This window comes from Streptomyces sp. WELS2 (assembly GCF_013870595.1).
Lineage (GTDB): Bacteria > Actinomycetota > Actinomycetes > Streptomycetales > Streptomycetaceae > Streptomyces.
Genome location: NZ_JACBWZ010001145.1, coordinates 1 through 1646, shown reverse-complemented (window position 1 = coordinate 1646; position 1646 = coordinate 1). Strand labels below are relative to the sequence as shown.

Here is a 1646-nt window from a genome sequence, read left to right as displayed (position 1 = left end):
CGCGAGGGAGCCCGGCAGGGGGCCGGGGCCGGGCACGGGAGCCGGACCGGACGGCGTGGCGGGACCGGACGGGGCGGGGGTACCGGAGGGGGCGGCGGGCAGGGGGGTGGGCGAGGTCATATGCCGACCCTAAGGGGGAGCCCACCGTCACCACATATGGTCGCCACCCATACTTCAGCCGGCAGTCATAGGGTCGAACCATGTGGGTGCATCGGACATGGCCTGCTTGATCCGGAAGAGGCCGAACTCGTCCAGTGCGGGCAGGGCGTCCACCGCGAACCAGCCGACCTCCAGCGACTCGTCGTCGTTGACCCGGGCCTCGCCGCCCACCGCCCGGCAGCGGATGGTGATGTCCATGTACTGGCAGACGTCGCCGTTGGGGTAGGTGACCGGCGCCAGCGCCTGGACCAGGACCACCCGCTCGGCCACGCAGTGCACCGCCGTCTCCTCGAAGACCTCCCGCACCGCACAGGCGGCGGGCTGCTCGCCCGGCTCCGGGATGCCGCCGATCACCGACCATTTGCGTGTGTCCGTCCGACGGTTGAGCAGCACCCTGCCGTCGTCGTCGAAGACGATCGCGGTGATGCCGGGCAGCCAGATCAGCTGCTGCCCGGCGGAGGCCCTGAGCGCGCGGAGGAATTCGGGAATCGCCATGCCCCGACCCTAACGGCCGGGGCCCGGTGCCCCCACCGGCTCCCGGCTCGTACGACGGTCGTACCGCGCGGCGCGGGTTACGCGTCGCCGCGGCGCCGGGCGCGCAGGCCGGAGCCGACCGCCCAGCCGATCCCGCCGGCGGCGACCAGCACCAGTGCCAGTTCCGGGAGGGCGCCCAGCTCGGTGGCGGGCGTCGTGGACGTGCGCAGCGGCACCTTCTGCACCAGGTAGGCGGGCACGAACATACCGGTCCGCTGGGTGATCCGGCCGTCGGGCAGGATGACCGCGCTGACCCCGCTGGTCACCGGCACGGTCACGGTGCGGCTGTGCTCGACGGCGCGGATGCGGGACATGGCGAGCTGCTGGTAGGTCATCTCGCTGCGGTCGAAGGTGGCGTTGTTGCTCGGTACCGAGATCATCCGCGCGCCGTGCGTCACCGTGTCCCGCACGGCCCAGTCGAACGCGGCCTCGTAGCAGGTGGCCAGGCCCACCTTGGTCCCGGCGAGGTCGAACACGCCCGGCTCGGTGCCCCGGCTGAAGTCCTGGCGGGCCATCTCGGTCCAGCTCTTGTTGATGGCGCCGACGAGCCCGCGCAGCGGGAGGAACTCGCCGAAGGGCTGGATCTGCCGCTTGTCGTAGGTCTGCGTCGGTCCCTTGGCCGGGTCCCAGAGGATCTGCTCGTTGAACAGCTTGCCGTCCCGCTCGACCACACTGCCGACGGAGACGGGCACGCCGATGTCCTCGGCCGCCTGCTCGATCACGGCGGCGGCGTCGGGGTACTCGAAGGGGTCGATGTCGGAGGAGTTCTCCGGCCACAGGACGTAGTCGGGCTTGGCCACCTTGCCCGAGCGGACGTCGGCGGCGAGCTTGTGCGTCTCGCGCGCGTGGTAGTCGAGCACGGCCCGCCGCTGGGCGTTGAACTCCAGCCCGGCGCGCGGCACGTTGCCCTGGATCAGCGCCACGGTGGCGGTGCCGTTCTCCGCCTTGTCGCT

At 71.9% G+C, this 1646-nt stretch carries 2 protein-coding genes; both read right to left on the bottom strand.

The annotated features are described in order from the left end of the window. Positions 1 to 174 precede the first annotated feature (174 nt). Complete coding sequence (locus tag H5J33_RS34460) at positions 175 to 654, bottom strand: NUDIX domain-containing protein (RefSeq protein WP_181798594.1); 480 nt, start codon at positions 652 to 654, stop codon at positions 175 to 177. A 77-nt stretch (positions 655 to 731) separates the two neighbouring features. Then, a partial coding sequence (gene lnt, locus H5J33_RS34455; RefSeq protein ID WP_181798593.1) for an apolipoprotein N-acyltransferase occupies positions 732 to 1646 on the bottom strand: 915 nt, incomplete at its 5' end.

Excerpts from the sequence above, each read along its gene's own strand:
- H5J33_RS34460 (WP_181798594.1), bottom strand. The coding sequence starts at position 654 with ATGGCGATTCCCGAATTCCTCCGCGCGCTCAGGGCCTCCGCCGGGCAG.